The organism is Flavobacterium antarcticum DSM 19726, assembly GCF_000419685.1.
Lineage (GTDB): Bacteria > Bacteroidota > Bacteroidia > Flavobacteriales > Flavobacteriaceae > Flavobacterium > Flavobacterium antarcticum.
In genome coordinates, this window is the sequence record NZ_ATTM01000004.1 from 20,702 (window position 1) to 40,040 (window position 19,339).

The window sequence follows — 19,339 nt, forward strand, 5'->3', positions numbered from 1 at the left end:
GTACTTTTAGCATGTTTTTAGAATATCTAAAATATAATTTCCAACCTTTTGGCAATGATCCAAACCTCTTTCTCCATTTTTGAAAAAAATATATCGCGTCCTGAAACGCTTTTCTTCATAGAAAATCGAGCTTTTGAGGGCTTTTGGATTTGGGATCTATTAGAAAAGTCGATTTACATCAATCAGCAATTTCTGAAGAAATTGGGTTATAAAAAGCCTCAGGATAAAGAGAACTTCACTATTGAGAAATTATTAAATTTAACGCACGGAAAACCACTTTTGACTCAGATTTTAGAAAATTCTGATAACAAACTTACGTTGGAGTATTTTACAAGTGCAAGAGAACTAATCACTTTTGAAGTCGAATATTTAGCAGTAAAGGATTACTTAAATCGAGTTACAGGTTACATTTTTGCAAACACTGAAATTTTAGGAATTGATCCTTCAAATAAAGACATCGAAAACCTTACCAATGAGTTATTTGCACAAAAAGAAATTTTCTCAGAATTAGAGAAAATTGCTGAAATTGGAGGTTGGGAAATTAACTTAAAAACCGGCGATATTACGTGGACAAAACAAGTCTATAAAATCCATGAGGTAGATGAAAGTTTTAATCCTCGCGTAGATGTTGGCCTTGATTTTTACTTTCCCGACGACAGAAGAAAAGTAGTAAGAGCATTGCAGGAAACAATTAAAAAATCCAAACCTTTTGATTTAAACTGTCGCATTCTTACAGCTAAAAACAACATGAAATGGGTGCGTTGTTTTGGTAAAATTTTTAGAGATAGCGAAGGAAAACCTGCAAAAATTATTGGTGTATTTCAAGACATTACAAAGCAACGGTTGCAGTCGGAAAAATTGCGAATTAGCGAAAACACCTTTCGTGGAAATTTCGAATACGCTGCAATCGGTATGGCTATTTTGGATGAATATGGAACTTGGATTGAAGTGAACAAAAAGCTGTGCCAAATAGTAGGCTATAGTGCGGAAGAATTAAAAACAAAAACTTTTCACGAGATTACCCATCCCGAAGATTTAGACGCCGATGTGAAATTATTAAATGATTTGGCCGACGGAACCATTGATAATTACCAACTTGACAAACGTTATATTAACAAAAACGGAGCTATCATTCACGTTACTTTATCGGCTTCGGTTGTTAGAAATAACGACGGAACACCGTATCAATACACATATCAAATTGTAGATATTACTGCAAATGTTGAAGCTAAAAACAAATTAGAAACGGCTATTAAAAAACTAGAAGCTGTTTTTAACGCAAGTACGCAAGTCAGCATTGTAGCAACCGACAGAAAAGGATTAATCAAAAATTTCAATACTGGTGCTGAAAACCTGCTTGGTTATAAAGCTGCAGAAATGATTGGTATTCACACGGCGGATTTTTTACATTCCGCAGTAGAAATTGAGACTCGAAAAGAGACGTTATCTTTAACTGATGAGGATACTGATTTTGAAGTATTTGCAAATTTAGTTGAAAATGGTTTCGAAACTAGGGAATGGACATATACACACAAAGAAGGATATGAATTTCCCGTGCTTTTGACTGTGACGGAAATAGTAGAAAGTGGAGAAATTGTTGGTTACTTAGGTGTTGCTATCGATTTGACAGAAATTAAAAAAGTAGAACGAGAAATTACATCTCTGCTGGAAATTACAAAAGATCAAAATGAGCGACTGAAAAATTTTGCCCATATTGTTTCACATAATTTACGTTCACACGCTTCAAATTTCAAAATGTTACTCGAACTTTTAGTGCATGACCATCCTGAATTCAAAGAAAATGAATTTATTCTGTATTTGAAAACAGCTTCAAACGATCTGAAAGAAACGATTACACATCTAAATGAAGTGGTGCAATTAAATACAACGCTGATTGAAAATTTAGAAGTAGTCAATCTGCAAGATGTAGTAGAAATGAACATTAGAAATTTACAAGTGTTTGCAAATGAAAAGCAAGTTGTAATAGAAAACAATATTTCGAAAGGCGAAAAGGTATTGGGTATAACTGCTTACATAAGTAGTATTATTAATAATCTTTTGAGCAATGCAATCAAGTATTCAAAAGCGGAAGGAACAAAATACGTCTCTTTAAACTGCTTATTAACTGAAGATTCACTTGAATTGATCATTTCTGATAACGGAATTGGAATAGATTTACAGAAGAATGGCGCAAAAATATTTGGAATGTACAAAACATTTCACACGAACACCGATGCTCGAGGAATTGGCCTTTTTATTACAAAAAACCAAGTTGAAGCAATGGGTGGAAAAATAGAAGTAGAAAGTAAATTAAATCAGGGTACAACCTTTAAAATAACATTTAAGATTTGAAAAAAATTGCCTTAACTTGTATTATTGACGACGATCCAATTTATATTTTTGGAACGCAACGTCTTATGAAAATTGCGAATTTCTGTGAAAGCTTTATGATTTTCAACAACGGAAAGAACGCAATCGAAACGCTCGAGAAAATCATCTTAGCCGAAGGAACTTTGCCTGACTTGATCTTATTGGATTTAAATATGCCTATTATGGACGGCTGGGAATTTCTCGACGAATTCATTAAAATCCCTTGCAAACAGAAAATCACAATATACATCATCACATCATCAATTGACAATGCTGATATTGAAAAAGCAAAAACGTATTCTAACGTCAGCAATTATATTCTAAAACCAGTAACGGTTGACGGGTTAAAAGCAATTATGGAAGAAGTATAACTCAACAAATCGTATATGCAACTTGTTTTCGCTTCAAACAACCTCCATAAAATAGAGGAAATTCAGAATTTAGTTGGTTCTGAAATCCAAATCTTAAGTTTAAAAGACATTGGATGCTTCGAAGATATTCCAGAAACTGCGGAAACCATTGAGGGAAACGCCATACTAAAAGCTGATTATGTAACTGAAAAGTATGGTTACAACTGCTTTGCTGATGATTCAGGACTGGAAGTGGACTATTTAAATGGCGCTCCAGGAGTATATTCTGCACGATTTGCTGGAGAACAAAAAAACGACCAGGATAATATTGATAAAGTTTTAAAAGAACTAAAAGACGTTCAAAACAGGAAGGCAAATTTTAAAACGGTAATTGCGCTAAACTTAAATGACGAACAAAAATTATTTACTGGAATAATTGACGGCAATATTACCACTACACAGAAAGGAAATCAAGGATTTGGCTACGACCCTATTTTCCAACCTACTAAATACGAAATTACCTTTGCTGAAATGGATCAAAAAGAAAAATCAGCAATAAGTCACCGTGGTCAAGCGGTGTCACAATTATTATCTTTTTTAAGCGGAAAATAATCTAATTTACCGTAGAGAAAGTAAAATTCCAACTTAAAATGCACCGCTAAAAGTACACTTAGAAAGTTAACGCAGTCATAATTTATTGATAATCAATTACTAGTATTGCAATAAAACTTAAATTAACATTAGCAATTCAGAAATATTTGCTGTACTTTTGCAAAATATTTTAAAATACTATATGAATAAATTTGAACAATTAGGATTGAGTGAATCGTTACTGAAGGCGATTATCGATCTAGGATTTGAAAATCCGACTGAAGTACAGGAGAAAGCGATTCCCCTATTATTGGAAAAGGACACTGATATGGTTGCGTTAGCTCAAACGGGTACTGGGAAAACGGCAGCTTTTGGTTTTCCACTTATACAAAAAATTGATGCTGACAACAGAAGTACACAAGCATTAATCTTATCGCCAACACGCGAACTTTGCTTGCAAATTACAAACGGAATTAAAGATTACTCTAAGTACGAAAAAAACATCAACGTTGTTGCTGTTTATGGTGGTGCTAGTATCTCTGATCAAGCCCGCGAAATCAAGAGAGGTGCACAAATTATTGTTGCCACTCCAGGTAGAATGCAAGATATGATCAACCGTGGATTAGTTGATATTTCAAAAATTAACTATTGCGTTCTTGATGAGGCAGATGAAATGTTGAACATGGGTTTCTACGAAGATATCGTAAACATCCTTTCCACTTCGCCTGACGAAAAAAGCACTTGGTTGTTTTCAGCTACAATGCCGCAAGAAGTTGCACGAATTGCAAAACAATTCATGCATGATCCAATTGAAATCACTGTTGGAACTAAAAACTCTGGTTCGTCTACCGTTTCTCACGAATTTTACTTAGTAAATGCACGTGATCGTTACGAAGCTTTGAAACGTTTAGCTGATGCGAATCCAGACATTTTCTCCGTAGTTTTCTGTCGTACAAAACGGGACACACAAGCTGTTGCAGAAAAATTAATTGAAGATGGTTATAGTGCTGCAGCTTTGCACGGTGATTTATCACAAGCACAAAGAGACGGTGTAATGAAATCGTTTAGAGGTCATCAAATCCAAATGCTTGTTGCAACTGATGTTGCTGCTCGTGGAATTGACGTTGATAATATTACTCACGTAGTTAATTACCAACTGCCAGACGAAATTGAAATTTACAACCACCGTTCTGGTCGTACAGGTCGTGCAGGAAAATTAGGAACTTCTATCGTTATTGTAACGAAAAGTGAGTTGCGTAAAATTTCTTCGATCGAGCGTACAATCAAACAGAAATTCGAAGAGAAAACGATTCCTTCTGGAATTGAAATCTGCGAAATTCAGTTGTTACACTTAGCAAATAAAATTAAGGATACAGAGGTTGATAGCGAAATTAATCCGTACTTACCAACAATTAACAGCGTTCTTGAAGACCTGACTAAAGAAGAGTTGATTAAGAAAATGGTTTCTGTTGAATTTAATCGTTTTATCAATTACTACAAGAAATCTCGTGACTTGTCAAATCAATCAGCTGGTCCTCGCGAAGAACGTGGAGATCGTCCGATGAGTAATTCTGACGCAGTTCGTTATTTCGTAAACATCGGTTCAAGAGACAATTTTGACTGGATGCAATTGAAAGATTTCCTGAAAGAAACATTAGATTTAGGTCGTGATGACGTTTATAAAGTAGACGTTAAAGAAGGTTTCTCTTTCTTTAATACGGATGCGGAACACTCTGATAAAGTAATGGAGATTTTGAATAACACGCAGATTGAAGGACGCAGAATCAACGTTGAAATCTCTAAAAATGATGGTGGCGGAAGACGTGACCATAACAATAGAGGTGGATCTGGCGGTGGAAGATCAGGTGGCGAAAGAAGTTCTGGCGGCAGAAGTTCTGGAGGATTTGGTCCAAGACGTGAAGGTTCTGGTGGTGGCGGATTTGGTGCAAAACGCGAAGGTGGTTTCAGAAGTGAAAGATCTGGCGGTTCATCAGAAGGTGGATTTGGAAGAAGAAGTGCTGCTCCAAGAAGAGAAGGTTCATCTGACAGAGCTCCAAGAACTGAAAGTTCAGACAGAGCGCCAAGACGTTCAGAAAGTTTCGGTGATTCTGATAGACCAAGAAGACCAAGAAAAAGCTAAGAAAATTAGTTAATTTTCTTATAATTATAGGCAAACTGCAAGATTGTTTCAACTGTTTTACTACTTTTAAGGTTTTAAAATCAGTCATGAAATATCTTGCAGTTTTCTTTTTTACTTTCGTTTCTAACTTCCTTTTTGCTCAACAAAAAGAAGACAGTGCAATCATCAAAGGAGTCATTAAAGATGATACTTCAGGATTGGTTATTTCCAGCGTAAATGTTATAAATGTCAATACCGTAAAAGGTGTTGTAACTAACGATCAGGGTGAATTTTCTCTTATGGCTTTCGCCAATGACACCCTTCACATTTCACTTCTTGGCTATAAATCCATAAAAGTAAAAGTGACAAACGACTGGATTAAAAATAAATCAACTACCATCCAACTGACACAAAAAGCGTATGCTTTGGAAGAAGTAGTTGTTCGTCAGTATGTATTGACAGGTTATTTAGAAATTGACGCGAAGTTAATTCCAACAAGAGAAAATTACCGATACAGTATTTCAGGACTTCCTGAAGGTTATGAAGCAGGAGAATATTCGCCAAATGCTTTTGGTAGAGTTTTGGGATCAATCTTCAATCCGGCTGATATGTTGTACAATTTTTTTGGAAAGAAACCCAAAGAACTTAGGCGTTTGAAGGAGATGAAGAAAGACGATACGGTTAAAAATCTTTTGGCTTCCAAATTTGACCGCGAAACAATTTCAGCACTCTTAGGCGTTACGAAATCTGAAATCGCCGAAATCATGGAACGTTGCAACTATTCAGAAGCTTTTGTAAAAACGGCTAATGATTTGCAAATCATGGATGCAATTAGTGCGTGTTACGAAGAATATAAAATTCTGAAAAGGAAGTAATTTACTCACTTTTAGGATTTTCCTCATAATATCTTTTCTCAATTCGCTTGATATCTTTAATCGTGTTTTTAGCCCATTGCAATCTTTTTACCAAAATTTCTTCTTCCGAAAGTTGCCATTTAATATCTGTTTTCCGAAGTCTACTTGTCAAATTTTGAAGCGTAATTGCTGCTGAAACTGAAATGTTTAAACTCTCCGTAAAGCCAACCATTGGAATTTTTAAGAAACCATCTGCATTTTTTAATACTTCTTCAGAAAGTCCGTCGCGTTCTGTTCCAAAGAAAAAAGCTGATTTTCTAGAAACGTCAAAATCATCCAACATGCAGTCATTGTCATGTGGCGTCGTAGCGATAATTTGATATCCTTTCGATTTCAAGCTTTCAATACAATTAGTAATGGACTCAAAACGATTTACATCAACCCATTTTTGAGCACCCATCGCAATTTCCTTGTCGATGCTTTTACCGAACTTCTCCTCTACTATATTCAATTCTTGTACTCCAAAAACTTCACAACTTCGCATCACCGCACTTGTGTTATGCAACTGAAAGACATCTTCCATCGCAACGGTAAAGTGATTCGTACGATTTGCTAAAACAGTAGCAAAACGCTCTTTTCGGTTGTCAGTCAATATGTTTTCTAGAAATTCAAGGTATTTGAGGTCAATCATTATTTTAATTTTGGCAAAAATAGTAAAAAATGGTAGCTTTATAACTTATAATCAAATATGAAAAAGAAACTAATTGTTTTCTCAGGCGCCGGAATAAGTGCTGAAAGCGGTATTCAAACTTTTCGCGACAGCGATGGACTTTGGGAAGGCCATGATGTTATGGAAGTTGCCACTCCTGAAGGTTATCGCAAAAATCCTGCATTAGTTTTGGATTTTTACAACAAAAGACGCCAACAATTATTAACCGTAAAACCAAATGAAGCGCACTTAATTCTCGCAGAATTAGAAAATGATTTTGACGTGCAAATCATTACTCAAAATGTAGATGATTTGCATGAACGTGCCGGAAGTTCAAACGTTTTACATTTGCACGGTGAACTTTTAAAAGTGAGAAGTACTCAAAATCCAAATCACATTTTAGATTGGAAAACAGATTTATTAGATTCGGATAAAGATGAAAACGGTTTTAATTTGCGTCCCCATATTGTTTGGTATGGCGAAGAAGTTCCGGCATTAGAAGAAGCCGTTCAATTGACTTCAGAAGCCGATTTAGTATTAGTGATTGGAACCTCACTGCAAGTTTATCCTGCGGCAGGATTAGTGGACTTCGCACCTAAAAATGCTACGATTTATTACATCGACCCAAAACCAATTAAAATTCCCAACCTCCGAAATAAATTAGTAGTTTTCGCTAATAAAGCTTCAGAAGGAATGCAACTATTAAAAAAAGAATTATTGAAGTAGATCACTTCTATCATGTTATTATCAAGTAGATAATTTTAGCTGTAATTGTTGAAATTCTACGTTTGACTTTTGGTGTTAAAACCGTATCTTTGCCGACTTACAAAACACAACTACAATGAGTCTTTTAACTGAATTGAATGCTGTATCGCCAATTGATGGACGGTATAGAAATAGAACAATGAGTCTTTCGCCTTACTTCTCTGAAGAGGCATTAATCAAGTACCGCGTTTTAGTAGAAATCGAGTATTTTATTGCATTATGCGAAATTCCTTTGCCACAACTCCAAAATGTGGATGCATCTCTTTTTGAAAAACTACGCGACATTTATCGGAATTTTTCTGCTGCAGATGCTCAATCGATAAAAGACATTGAAAAGACTACAAATCACGACGTAAAAGCAGTCGAATATTTTATCAAAAGTGCTTTCGATAATTTAGGTTTAAACCAATATAAAGAGTTCATCCACTTCGGATTGACTTCACAAGATATTAACAATACCGCCATTCCTCTTTCTACGAAAGAAGCTTTTGAAAATGTATATTTGAAAAGTTTGGTGGCTTTAATTTCAAAGTTGAAAGAATTAAGTATTGAATGGGCAGCCATTCCAATGTTAGCTCGAACACACGGACAACCGGCCTCTCCTACTCGATTGGGAAAAGAAATCGCAGTTTTCGTAGAACGCTTAGAAGAACAAATGCGTTCCTTATTTACAATTCCGTTTGCAGCAAAATTTGGTGGAGCGACCGGAAATTTCAATGCACATCACGTCGCTTACCCAAAAACGGATTGGAAAATGTTCGGAACCGACTTTGTTGTAGGAAAATTAGGATTACATCATTCGTTTCCAACGACACAAATTGAACATTACGACCACTTTGCAGCATTTTTCGATGCTTTAAAAAGAATCAACACGATCATTATTGATTTGAACAGAGATATTTGGACGTACGTTTCAATGGATTACTTCAAACAAAAAATTAAAGAAGGCGAAATTGGTTCTTCAGCAATGCCGCATAAAGTAAATCCAATTGATTTTGAAAATTCAGAGGGAAATTTAGGAATTGCAAACGCGATTTTTGAACACCTTTCGGCAAAATTACCTTTATCAAGATTGCAGCGTGATTTGACGGATAGCACCGTTTTAAGAAATATCGGTGTACCAATGGGACATACTTTAATTGCTTTTGAAGCGACTTTAAAAGGTTTAAATAAATTACTTTTAAACGAACCAAAATTTGCGGAAGATTTAGAGAACAACTGGGCAGTGGTTGCCGAAGCAATTCAAACGATTTTAAGACGTGAAGGCTATCCAAATCCATATGAAGCGTTGAAAGGCTTAACAAGAACAAATACTGCGATTAATAAAGAATCAATCCATGCATTCATTCATACATTAGAAGTTTCTGATAAAATTAAAAATGAATTACTGGTAATTTCTCCTAGTAACTATTTAGGAGTATAATCCATTTTCAAAATATAATAATCCCTTTCTGCTTACAATTAGCTGGAAGGGATTATTTTAAAAAAATCCTAAAAACAACAAATCTGCTAATCAAATCTTAGCATTTTATTTGCTTTTTATTTATCTTTCCGAAAACCTTAAATTTTTCTCGTGATTCATTTTTTCTCTTCCTTTTTAATGACGGCAAGTGCTACCTCGCAATTGAAACCTCTTATCAGTGATTTGGGCTTAATTTTGATGACAGCGGGAATTGCGGTGTTATTATTTAAAAAAATCAAACAACCTTTAGTTCTAGGTTATTTGGTTGCTGGATTTTTAGCGGGAAATAATTTTGACTTTTTTCCTTCGGTCGAAGATAAAGCAAGTGTTGAAGTTTGGGCCGAAATTGGAATCATATTTTTACTATTCAGTTTAGGGTTGGAATTTAGTTTTAAGAAACTGATGAAAGTCGGTGGCTCCGCCTCCATAACCGCCACAGTCCAAATTATCTTCATGGTTATTCTGGGTTATTTTGTAGGAATTGCAATGGGTTGGGAACAGATGGATAGTATTTTTCTAGGTGTAATTCTCTCCATTTCCTCTACAACTATAATCCTTAAAACCTTTGATGAATTAGCCGTTAAAACCCAAAAATTTGCAGGAATTGTTATTGGTTCTCTTGTGGTACAAGATATCGTTGCGATTTTAATGATGGTATTACTATCAACGATTGCGGTAAGTCAACAGTTTTCAGGAGGTGAATTATTACAGTCAATTTTAAAGTTAATTTTCTTCTTGACTTTATGGTTTATAGGTGGGATTTTCTTTATTCCCACATTACTTCGAAAAGCGAAAAGTCTTTTGACTGATGAAATGACTTTAATTATTGCCATCGCACTTTGTTTAATGATGGTAATTCTAGCTTCAAACGTAGGTTTCTCTCCTGCTTTAGGTGCTTTTATCATGGGTTCAATTATCGCTGAAACAACGCAGGCTGAACATGTGGAGCATTTAGTTAAACCGGTCAAAGATCTATTTGGAGCCGTGTTTTTTGTATCGGTAGGAATGTTAATTGATCCTGATACCTTAATCGAGCATGCCGTTCCTGTTGCCATTTTGACTTTAGTAACCATATTTGGGCAATCCATAAGTTCTACTATTGGTGCCTTAATTTCCGGACAGCCACTCAAACAATCCATTCAAACCGGAATGAGTTTGTCGCAGATTGGAGAGTTTTCGTTCATCATTGCAACTTTAGGAATGACTTTAAAAGTTACGAGTGAATTTCTATACCCAATGGTTGTTGCCGTATCCGCGGTAACCACTTTTACAACACCGTACATGATTAAAGCAGCGGTTCCTGTGTCCAATTTTATTGAAAGAAAAATACCTAAAAAATGGGCAAAAAAAATAGACCGTTACAGTTCGCACTCAGAGTCTATAAAATCTGCAAGTAAATGGCAGATAGTTATGAAGGCATTCTTAACTCAAGTAGTTATTCACTCTGTTATCATCGTAGCACTCATTTTAGTTTCGTCCAATTACATCTTACCATTAGTGGAAGATTCGCGGTTTGGGAATGCACTAGCAGCTTTAATAACATTAGTCGTTTTATCGCCATTCTTCTATGCTTTATCCATTAAAAGAGTGGCTACAGAACAGGTAGATGAATTGATGAAAGAGCGTAAATACCGTGGTCCAATTATCATGATGGTTCTTTTAAGAATGTTACTTACATTATTCTTTTTAGGATTTTTATTGAATAGTTTCTTCTCGCCTGTTGTTGCTTTGATTGCACTTATTCTTGCAATTGGAGCGTATGTTTTGTTTCCAAAAAAATTAAACAAACTCTATCAACGCATTGAACGTCGTTTTGTGGAAAACTTGAATGCTCGTGAAATTATTCAAGCTACTAAAAGTCGAAGTCACCTGACACCATGGGACGGACACATGAGTACCTTTAATATTGCCAAAGAATCCAACATTGCGGGGAAAACTTTAGACGAATTACAACTTCGTGAAACGCTTGGAATCAACGTCGCTTTTATCAAAAGGGGTGAAATTATGATTGATATACCAAATAAGTTAGAGCGCTTATTTCCGGGAGACGAAATTTGTGTAATTGGAACCGATGCTCAAGTTATTAAATTTCAAGAGTATTTAGATCAACACGAATTTGAAATTCCTGAAGAAACGATTGAAAATGACATCATTCTAAAGCAACTGGAGCTTAAGAACGAACTGTTTATTGGAAAAACGATTCGAGATTCTCAAATTAGAGAGAAAACCAAGGCAATGGTTGTAGGTATGGAACGAAATGGAAAACGCGTTTTGAACCCCGAATCGAGCGTTGTTCTACAAGAGAATGACATTTTATGGATTGTGGGAAGTAAAAAAGGATTACAAGAGTTCTTTGCAGAAAAAAGAGCAAGAATCAAATTGTAACCGTTTTCAATAGTCTTTAATTAATTCCCTTTTCAATCATTTCTAACATTACTGGAGAAGCATTTTTAAATGTCGCGGTTTGCTCTGTAAGACTTCCAACGTTCTTTTTATTTACTTTAAAAGTCAAATCATGCGTTGTTGTAAACAATAAAGCAGTTAGAAAAGGTTTCTTAATGTAAGAACTCAGCAACATAAATCCTTCATCTATCGTATGAAAACTTTCAATTTCTTCGGTTTTATATTTAGTAGTAAAAACCCAATTGTATCCACCACTTTCAAGTATATTCAATCGAACGTAGATGTTTTTTAAATCCGTATCTCCTATCGTTTTCGCTAAAGTCAGCTTTGCAAAAGTACCTTCTTTAATACTTGATTTTACTTTTTCGTAGAATTCGACAAACACGGGTTGGTATAACATTTTTTTAAATTTTCTTTTGTGCAAAATTACATTAATGATACTTATTTCAATGTAATTTATGTGGAAGATTTTCTATTTGATCTCAACATCAAAATTTTCATTTTTGAGTAATTGATAACCGTTTCAACTATAATTTTAGTCTAAATTAATGATCTGCAAGTCGTTATTCAATATAAATGCGTCTGATTCTGAACTTGCACAACTACTTTAATTTAGAATTAAAGTATCTTGATTCTCAAAATTTCCTATAATTACACTCGATTTCGGCAGTAGAACCTCATCGGTACTAAAGTTTTCTGCGTAAATAGTTTTTACAACTAACAAAGTAAGTATAAAAACGATTTAAAAAGTTAAAAGTATAATTGTTCCGATTTAAAAATGACTTAAAAATTTTAATTGAATTGAAAACTTAGAAAGAAATAGTTGCCTATTCTTCTTCAAAATTATTCGTATTATTGACAATGTTTTTCACGATATCGTCCATTTCATTTGTAGAAACACGCAATTGTTTTAACCAAAATTCCATATCCGCTGGATTGTTCGATTCCTCTTCAATTAAATTTATAATCCCTAAAATGCGGCACAAAGGAGCTCGCACAACATGTGATTGTGTCCAAGCGATTTCTTTTAATTTCGCGTTTTGTGCTTCTATGGTACTGATGCGTTTTAGTGTTTTTGTAATGTCATTGGATTGTACAATCAGTCCACCGCTGATGCTGTAATTAATTGCTTTTGAATAAATATCTACTTTAATCTCTTTTCCGTCGGCTAAGAAATGAGTAAACGGATAACGTACTAATTCTTCGCCGTCCGAAGCTAATTTTTGTTCAATAAGAAGCACTTCCTTCTCAGGATGTAAATCCGTAAACGACCGCTCTAAAAAGTCTTCTAGCGAATACCCGTATTTATTTTGAGCTGCCTTATTGGCATTAAGTATTTTTAAAGTCGTGCTGTCCAAAAGCCACGTAGGTTGTGGACTAAAATTGAACAAGTTTTCATAATTTACTTTTTCACTTTCAATGTGGTTGATAAAACTATTACGATTTATCGCGAAAGAAATGGTTTTATGAAGTACAACCGGTGTTAATTCGTCTTTAATAAGATAGTCTGAAATACCAATTTGCAAACTGTGCTTGGCCATTACCAAATCAGAATATCCAGTGAGAATTATGATTGGAGTTTGAAAATTGTAACACAACAAGTCATTTATAAGTTCCATTCCTTGCTTATCAGGCAAATTCAGGTCTAAAAGTACAACAGAAACATTTTGTTTATTAGTTTCTAAGAAATTAACAGCAGTTTTAAAATCACGAAAATGTATAATTTCAACGAGCTTAAACTTTTCAATAAGAAAGTCTTCGATTAGAACAAAATCACCTCGATTGTCTTCAATTACTACAATTGATAGTTTTTCCGGATTCTTTTCTAATTCTTTCATCATATTACTTTGGAAGCGTATTCAACTGCAAATAAAATTCTTCAATCTTTGAGATCGCTCCTAAAAATTGCTCTATATCCAACGGTTTTTCAACATAACTGTTGCAATGATTTTCATAAGCACTATTTATATCCTTTTGGCTGCAAGAAGTCGTAAGCATTATTACAGGTATTTTTTTCAGATCTGAATCTTCTTTGATGATTTTCAATACTTCATGACCGTTAAATATTGGAATATTAATATCTAGCAAAATTAAATCAGGTCTATTCGCATCTGAAAATACACCTCTTCTATATAAAAAATCCAAAGCTTGTTCTCCGTTTTTAGCAACACTAATTTCTGTTTCTAATTTGCACTCTTCAAATGCTTCACGTGTTAGCAAAATATCACCCTCATTATCTTCCACTAAGAGAATGTGTGCCAGTTTCTTTTTATTCCTATCCATGCTACCTATTTTTTGGAATTGTAAAATAAAATGTAGTCCCTTCTCCTACTTTTGAATCGATCCAAATCCTTCCACCTAAAAGCTCTAGATGGCGTTTGGCAATGGAAAGACCGATTCCTGTTCCTGCATAATCGTCGTTGTTGTGCAACCTCTGAAAGATAATAAATATTTTATCAAAAAATTGAGAATCAACACCAATTCCGTTATCTTTTATCGAAAAGGTATATTCTAACTCATTTTCGTGGACTTCTAAGTCAATTACCGGCACTCTTTCTTCCCGTGTATATTTTAATGAATTATCTAGTAAACAATGAAACACTTGCGTAATTGGTGCTTTATAAATCAGCAAAGTTGGAAGTGTTTGCGAGTTAATTACAGCCTTTTTCTCTGTAATCAGTTTTCTTCGCAATTGCATAAATTCATCAAGAATATCATTTAAATTTACTAATTCAGTACCTTCAGAAGGTTTACTTGCTCTCGAATAATCTAATAAATCAAGAATAATTTGTTTCATTCGTTTCGCTCCATCTGTTGCAAAATAAATATATTGATGTGCTTTTTCATCTAATTGATCGCTGTACTTTCGTTTGAGTTGATCCATAAAACTAGACACCATTCGCAAAGGTTCTTGTAAATCATGTGATGCTACGAACGCAAACTGTTCTAATTCTTTATTGGAACGTTCGAGTTCTACCGTGTATTGCTGCAGTTCTTTGTTCAATTCATTTAATTGAAATTCAAGGTTTTTCTGTTCTGAAATGTCGGTCATCGCTCCAACCATTCTAAATGCTTTTCCATCCGAATCTCTAATAATTACACCACGATCGGCAATATATATGACAACTTGATCTTCATTTATAATCCGATATTCCAATTCCCAACGCGTACAAGTTGGATCTTCAATGGCTGCTTTAACACTTGTTTGAATCATTTCAAGATCTTGCGGATGAAAATTATCAACCCAAAAATCATTACTCGTAAATAACTTGCTTGCTGATTTCCCAAAAAAACGTTCGATAGCTTTTGATCTATAATAAGTTTGATTGCTAATATCCCAATCCCAAATTACATCGTCTGTTGCTTCTGTTACTTTCTCGAAACGCTCATTCGCTTTCAGTAGTTCAATATTACCTTCTTTTTTTAAGGTTATATCTTTCAAAAATATCGATAATCCATCCTCATTAGGGAAGATTGAGACCTCAAACCAAGCTTTCATAACTTCCGAGAACGTATCAAAAATTACGGGTTGTTTAGTCTCAATTGCTTTGTAATATTGTTTGTAAAATACACCATCAATTGCTGAAGGAAATTCCTGCCAAACGTTTCTACCGATAATTGATTCTTTTTTTATATTAAGAGTTTCTTCAGCGTGGCGGTTCCAGTAGGTTACGGTCCAATTATTATCTAAGGCAAAGAAAACATCTCCAATACTTTCTAAAATTTTATTTTTCTCTGCAAATAACTTTTGGAATTGTTCAGTTGCCGTTCTTCTTTCATCAATGTTTTTAAAGTAAACCGCAATACCACCAGCGGATGGATAGGCACTTATTTCATACCATTTTTGATTGGCTGTAAAAAAGAACTCGAAAGTTTCAGGTAAATTTGTTTTTGCAATTGTGTGGTAAATTTCATCCATTCTCGTTCCTACGATATCTGGAAAAATATCCCATAATTTTTTACCAATTATTTCCTTTTCATTTACTTGTAATAGTGTCTCTGCTTCCTTATTGAAATACGTAAATTTCCAATCATTATCTATCGCATAAAAACCATCTGAAATACTACCTAATATTTCCGTAATGCGAAGTTCAAGCGATTTTGAACGATTAATATTTTGAATACTTCCGTAAATTCGCTTACATCTTCCGTGTTGCATTTCTGCACTTGCTAAAACGCGAATCCACTTTTTCTTTTGATTGCGGTTTGTAATTTGGGCTTCAAAATCTACAGACACTCCATTCTTCATGCAATCAGTAATTTTAGATTGCAAAATTGCTCTTGAAGGTTCTGTAAAGAATTCCAGCGAAGTCTCTACTTCAGGATAGTAGTTTTCGGGCGTTGTTGCTGCAATTTCATGTACCATTTCTGACCAGTACAAGCCATTAGTTGCAAAGTCATATTCCCAGCTTCCGATACGTGCTAACCTAGACACTTGTTCTAAAAGTTGCTCGTTTTCCGCTTGATTAGTAACGTCTAATACTAAAGAATTAAAGAGGATTGTGCCATCTGTGAGGTAAATTGGCGTTCCAGTACCAAGATGCGTTCTGATTTCTCCCGAGGGCATAACGTACCGAAATCGCGTATTCCATTTATTTCTTGTCAACACCGAATCTAAGATACTTTGTTTTACTTTTTCAAGATCACCACTAAGTTCAACTTGCTTCCATATTAAACTGTTGTCTTCAAAAACTTTCTCTGCAGAAAATCCCCAAATTTCTTTCGACCCTTTGGTAACAAATTTTAAAGCGTCCGTTCCGTCAGGATAGAGCAAATATTGAAATACAACACCTGGAAGATTATCGGCCAATGATTGCAATCTGATTTCAGCCTCTTTTCGTTCGTTAATATCTTGAATACTGCCATAAATTCGGATGCATCTTCCATTAGAAAATTCGCCAACACCCATCAGTCGAACCCAAATTTCTTTTTTCTTTGACGTAATTAGAACGGCTTCAAAATCAAAATTTTCACCACTTATTTTACATTCGTTTACTTTGGCCGAAACAATTGGTCGGAAATCTTCTCTGTAAAAAGAAAGTGAATTCTCTAGTGTCGGAATAAAGGTTTTAGGATCGGTTTCAAATATTTGATGAATTTCATCAGACCAAAAAATAGAGTGATTCAATAGATTAATTTCCCCATTACCTATTCTAGCAAGAGTTGCCGCTTGCCGATTTAGTTCTCGTAAATTTTTCTCTGTAGTAATGTTTTTTCCAGTGACGTAAAGTAGCTCTTCCGCAAACGAAGCGTTACAATACCAGCTCAACCAAATAATCGCTCCCTTTTTAGTCAAATAGCGACTTTCAAATTCAAACGTATTCTGACCTTCTTCTACTGCTGTAAGATGCTGTAGTAATTTATCTTTATCGTCTGGATGAACAAATTTTGAAAGATGGGCATTAATTATTTCTTCTAGGTCATAACCCAAAATATCACTTCCTGCTTTATTGATTTTTAAAAACCTTCCTTTAAAATCGACTAAACAAAGGATATCTGGCACGGCATCAAACAGATGATTCAAATCATTTTCGAGTTTCTTTCGGTTAAGTTCTGAACCAATGAAATGTTCTAACCGCTCAAATATGGGTCCGTACGTTTTTAAATAGGCACTGTTTTGCTTGGTTCCAATCTTCAAAACGCCCATTACCTCATTGTTAAAAAGTAATGGAATACCAAGTACCGCTTTTAAACCTATTTTATTTACATAATTACTTCGAAGGAAAATTTCTGAGTTTGCCACATCCTCTAAGTAAATTAATGTCCGCTCGTTCCAAACTTTTCCTGCTAATCCTTCCGTTATGTTAAATGCATTTTGCGACTTTATATCTTTATGCAACTTTTGATCTTCGGCTGAAGGTAAATAATGACTGAATAAGTGCATTTGACTTTTGTCCAGACTTGAGGTCCACAATTCAATCCAATCAAATTTTCCAAAATCACAAATAAGTTTACAAACTTCTGTAGTTGCTGAAACGAAATTTTGCTCTTCTTTGAATACTTTTGTAATTCCCTTTAGCAATTCATTTTCACGTTCAATCATCTTTTGTGCTGTTACATCACGCTGTACACCAATCCAATGTGTGTAAATTCCAAGTTCGTTTGCAATAGGAGTTACCGCAAAATTTACCCAAAATTCCGTACCGTCTTTTTTATAATTTAAAACGGTAATTTCAGTCGATTTATACTCTCGAAGCGACCGTCCTAGTTTTGCTAAATCCTCTTTATTAGAATTAATTCCCTGAAGAATACGAGGGGATTGACCAATTACTTCTTCAGGTTTGTAACCCGTCATCGTTGTAAAAGCATCGTTGACAAAAATAATTTTAGGTCCAGGAAAATCTAATGATTCACCATCTGTAATGAGTATGGCATCAGTGGTATTTGTGATAACGCTTTCAAGTAATTTCTGTTTATGTCTTTCTTCAATTTTATCCGTTACATCTCTAGAATTAGTCACAAGACCGTTTATTGATGGATTATCGAGCATATTGGTTAAAACTGTTTCAACCCACCTCCATTCGTTGTCACCATTTATAAATCGGAACGGTTCCAGCACTATTCGCTTTTCAACAAATATGTTTTCCAAACTTTTAGTGAGTCGCTCGACATCACCTGGATGGACAAATTCTAGAGGACTTCTTCCAGTGAATACGGAAGGATCCATTCCCAACACCGGAATACTTGAAGGACTGACATAAGTGTATATACCTTCTTCATTAAGTATTGAGATTAAATCATATCCATCTTGTACTAATGCTTTGAAACGAAGTTCACTCTGCAAAATCTTATCTTCAGCAAGACTTACTTCGTTGCCGTCTCGCGCCACACAGTAAGCAAGTCCTATTTCAGCGTCCCATATAATAGACCATAAATTGTAAGCAATTCCGCCGTCTTTCTTTTTATAACGGTTTTTGAATGTTTTGTTTTCCGGACTACTTTTTATGTGATTACAAATTTCTAGGGATTTCAGCAAATCCTCCTCTACAACTAATTCCATAAAAGAAGTTTCTTCGAGTTCACTTGGAGTATAACCCCAATGATTTAACGCTGCAGCACTGACATACTTGAAAATTCCGTCTCCATCAATGGTACATAAAACATCTAATACTGAATTTAATAATTTATTGTCAGGTGTTGTAATGGTAAAAGGATCGACTTCTTGACAAACAACGATGACCAAATTTATACCATCTTCCTGAATTAAATTACCATTTAATTGCATCTCTAGCAATTCACCTGATTTCGTTTGATGTGTAAACGTACCTAACGAAGTATTATATAATAACTCATTAAGATTCTGATGCAACTTTAGATTCACTGATTCTTGAGTGTCGTAAAATAAATCTAGAAATGAAAAATCGATGATTTCGTTTTTGCTGTAGCCGTATGTCACTACTGCAGCCGTGTTCGCTTCTATAATTTTAAAAGTAACCGCATCATATACCAAGATTGGTAAAGGATTGATCTCAAATAGACTGCTGTAATAGGAAGCGTCTCTTTTCATATGAAATTTAATTACTTTATATAGATTGAGTAGGAAGAATGTACAATTTAAACAAAAAATAGGAATTTGAAACTAGAATGGAAATTAATTTATATCTCCAACATAATAAAGCACAGCAACTTTCTTACCTCACATTAATATGAAAAAGATGTTTTTACTACTATTTTAATTAAAATTAATAATTATTTTAATTAAAATCAAATATTTAT

At 34.6% G+C, this 19,339-nt stretch carries 13 protein-coding genes; 8 read left to right on the forward strand and 5 right to left on the reverse strand.

Annotated features, from left to right (window positions below; genetic code table 11):
• The first annotated feature begins 54 nt into the window (after positions 1 to 54).
• From YWA_RS14785 to YWA_RS0107465, 5 genes are all read left to right on the forward strand, one after another.
• Entirely contained in the window at positions 55 to 2,352 is a 2,298-nt protein-coding gene (locus YWA_RS14785) for a sensor histidine kinase (RefSeq protein WP_022827880.1), read from the forward strand.
• Complete coding sequence (locus YWA_RS0107450; RefSeq protein WP_022827881.1) at positions 2,349 to 2,741, forward strand: response regulator; 393 nt, start codon at positions 2,349 to 2,351, stop codon at positions 2,739 to 2,741. Before YWA_RS14785 ends, YWA_RS0107450 begins: the two co-directional genes overlap by 4 nt.
• 15 nt (positions 2,742 to 2,756) lie before the next feature.
• Positions 2,757 to 3,332 carry a non-canonical purine NTP diphosphatase gene (locus YWA_RS0107455; RefSeq protein WP_022827882.1) on the forward strand — a complete coding sequence of 192 codons (576 nt, stop codon included), beginning with the start codon at positions 2,757 to 2,759 and terminating at the stop codon, positions 3,330 to 3,332.
• Between the two features lie 181 nt (positions 3,333 to 3,513).
• On the forward strand, positions 3,514 to 5,451 hold the full coding sequence (locus tag YWA_RS0107460) for a DEAD/DEAH box helicase (protein ID WP_022827883.1): 1,938 nt from the start codon (positions 3,514 to 3,516) through the stop codon (positions 5,449 to 5,451).
• 86 nt (positions 5,452 to 5,537) lie between these two features.
• Entirely contained in the window at positions 5,538 to 6,305 is a 768-nt protein-coding gene (locus YWA_RS0107465; RefSeq protein ID WP_022827884.1) for a carboxypeptidase-like regulatory domain-containing protein, read from the forward strand.
• 1 nt (position 6,306) lies between these two features.
• Here the strand turns inward: YWA_RS0107465 and YWA_RS0107470 are convergent, their stop codons facing one another.
• Positions 6,307 to 6,975, reverse strand: coding sequence for a TrmH family RNA methyltransferase (locus tag YWA_RS0107470; protein ID WP_022827885.1), 669 nt, complete (start codon positions 6,973 to 6,975; stop codon positions 6,307 to 6,309).
• A 57-nt stretch (positions 6,976 to 7,032) separates the two neighbouring features.
• Between YWA_RS0107470 and YWA_RS0107475 the strand changes: the two genes are divergently transcribed.
• The 3 genes from YWA_RS0107475 to YWA_RS0107485 all read left to right on the forward strand — a co-directional run bounded on the left by YWA_RS0107475 (position 7,033) and on the right by YWA_RS0107485 (position 11,605).
• Complete coding sequence (locus YWA_RS0107475) at positions 7,033 to 7,719, forward strand: SIR2 family NAD-dependent protein deacylase (protein WP_022827886.1); 687 nt, start codon at positions 7,033 to 7,035, stop codon at positions 7,717 to 7,719.
• A 115-nt stretch (positions 7,720 to 7,834) separates the two neighbouring features.
• Positions 7,835 to 9,181 carry an adenylosuccinate lyase gene (purB, locus tag YWA_RS0107480; protein WP_022827887.1) on the forward strand — a complete coding sequence of 449 codons (1,347 nt, stop codon included), beginning with the start codon at positions 7,835 to 7,837 and terminating at the stop codon, positions 9,179 to 9,181.
• A gap of 177 nt (positions 9,182 to 9,358) precedes the next feature.
• Entirely contained in the window at positions 9,359 to 11,605 is a 2,247-nt protein-coding gene (locus tag YWA_RS0107485) for a cation:proton antiporter domain-containing protein (protein WP_022827888.1), read from the forward strand.
• Between the two features lie 16 nt (positions 11,606 to 11,621).
• Here YWA_RS0107485 and YWA_RS0107490 read toward each other — a convergent pair whose 3' ends face one another.
• The 4 genes from YWA_RS0107490 to YWA_RS15340 form a co-directional block, all read right to left on the reverse strand.
• On the reverse strand, positions 11,622 to 12,023 hold the full coding sequence (locus YWA_RS0107490) for a hypothetical protein (RefSeq protein ID WP_022827889.1): 402 nt from the start codon (positions 12,021 to 12,023) through the stop codon (positions 11,622 to 11,624).
• A 427-nt stretch (positions 12,024 to 12,450) separates the two neighbouring features.
• Entirely contained in the window at positions 12,451 to 13,461 is a 1,011-nt protein-coding gene (locus tag YWA_RS0107495; RefSeq protein WP_040472151.1) for a response regulator, read from the reverse strand.
• A 4-nt stretch (positions 13,462 to 13,465) separates the two neighbouring features.
• Positions 13,466 to 13,906, reverse strand: a complete 441-nt coding sequence (locus YWA_RS0107500) for a response regulator (protein ID WP_022827891.1) — start codon at positions 13,904 to 13,906, stop codon at positions 13,466 to 13,468.
• Position 13,907: 1 nt separating this feature from the next.
• Positions 13,908 to 19,130, reverse strand: a complete 5,223-nt coding sequence (locus YWA_RS15340; protein WP_022827892.1) for a PAS domain S-box protein — start codon at positions 19,128 to 19,130, stop codon at positions 13,908 to 13,910.
• Positions 19,131 to 19,339 lie beyond the last annotated feature (209 nt).

What these genes read in the sequence shown, in the direction of transcription:
- YWA_RS14785 (WP_022827880.1), top strand. Translation starts at nt 55, where the DNA reads ATGATCCAAACCTCTTTCTCCATTTTTGAAAAAAATATATCGCGTCCT.
- YWA_RS0107455 (WP_022827882.1), top strand. Translation starts at nt 2,757, where the DNA reads ATGCAACTTGTTTTCGCTTCAAACAACCTCCATAAAATAGAGGAAATT.
- YWA_RS0107460 (WP_022827883.1), top strand. Translation starts at nt 3,514, where the DNA reads ATGAATAAATTTGAACAATTAGGATTGAGTGAATCGTTACTGAAGGCG.
- YWA_RS0107465 (WP_022827884.1), top strand. Translation starts at nt 5,538, where the DNA reads ATGAAATATCTTGCAGTTTTCTTTTTTACTTTCGTTTCTAACTTCCTT.
- YWA_RS0107470 (WP_022827885.1), bottom strand. Translation starts at nt 6,975, where the DNA reads ATGATTGACCTCAAATACCTTGAATTTCTAGAAAACATATTGACTGAC.
- YWA_RS0107475 (WP_022827886.1), top strand. Translation starts at nt 7,033, where the DNA reads ATGAAAAAGAAACTAATTGTTTTCTCAGGCGCCGGAATAAGTGCTGAA.
- purB (WP_022827887.1), top strand. Translation starts at nt 7,835, where the DNA reads ATGAGTCTTTTAACTGAATTGAATGCTGTATCGCCAATTGATGGACGG.
- YWA_RS0107485 (WP_022827888.1), top strand. Translation starts at nt 9,359, where the DNA reads ATGACGGCAAGTGCTACCTCGCAATTGAAACCTCTTATCAGTGATTTG.
- YWA_RS0107490 (WP_022827889.1), bottom strand. Translation starts at nt 12,023, where the DNA reads ATGTTATACCAACCCGTGTTTGTCGAATTCTACGAAAAAGTAAAATCA.
- YWA_RS0107495 (WP_040472151.1), bottom strand. Translation starts at nt 13,461, where the DNA reads ATGAAAGAATTAGAAAAGAATCCGGAAAAACTATCAATTGTAGTAATT.
- YWA_RS0107500 (WP_022827891.1), bottom strand. Translation starts at nt 13,906, where the DNA reads ATGGATAGGAATAAAAAGAAACTGGCACACATTCTCTTAGTGGAAGAT.
- YWA_RS15340 (WP_022827892.1), bottom strand. Translation starts at nt 19,130, where the DNA reads ATGAAAAGAGACGCTTCCTATTACAGCAGTCTATTTGAGATCAATCCT.